Source organism: Bacillus hominis, from assembly GCF_018332515.1.
GTDB lineage: Bacteria > Bacillota > Bacilli > Bacillales > Bacillaceae_G > Bacillus_A > Bacillus_A hominis.
In genome coordinates this window covers 1-581 of sequence record NZ_BOQD01000521.1, presented here as the reverse complement: position 1 = coordinate 581, position 581 = coordinate 1, and the positions used below count along the sequence as shown (strand labels likewise).

The following is a 581-nucleotide window of genomic DNA, read 5'->3' as shown; positions in this document are numbered from 1 at the left end:
AATTTTCTCTTTAATTTCCCCAATGTTATCAACTAGCGCTTCCATTTGTTCTAACAATTTATCTTTTTTCGGATCTGCATGCAAATTATCCGAAAATGCAAGTCCTGTCCTGACATTTGCTTCTTTCGGCATTTGAGTAGCAGGCGGTATATGCGATAAAATCGGATTGTGCGAGATAGAACGCAACATATATATCACCTATTTATTTTTTTATTTCTTTCAAAACTTAATCGTAAAATCCATTTATTTATAATTATACTCTGAACACTCATATTTTGCAGTTATTTTTTATAGAAGATATGTTACAATTTAGCATGAGGTGGCACAAATCTATGAATATTTTTCTTTGTGGTTCAAATCAATTAACAGCATTAGATCAAGAAGAAATAAAAAAATTTTTAATTGACTATGCTCACAAGCATAAAATTTACATATTATGTTATAAAACTATTGAAAATGAAGTTCTTCGTTTTTTCATTGAAAACGAGAGACTCGCTCAAAACTTATGCCTTTATACGCTACAACCGTTACATGTATTAACAGACGAATTTCAAGAAGTCGTTGATTATTTAAAAAAACAC

Annotated in this window: 2 pseudogenes; one reads left to right on the top strand and one right to left on the bottom strand. The window is 29.6% G+C overall.

From position 1 onward, the window contains the following. Nucleotides 1-189 (bottom strand): annotated as a pseudogene (locus KI356_RS27080) (DUF327 domain-containing protein); the annotation flags it as partial. A 143-nt stretch (nucleotides 190-332) separates the two neighbouring features. Here KI356_RS27080 and KI356_RS27075 point away from each other — a divergent pair. After that, nucleotides 333-581: pseudogene (locus KI356_RS27075) on the top strand (flagellar motor switch protein FliG); the annotation flags it as partial.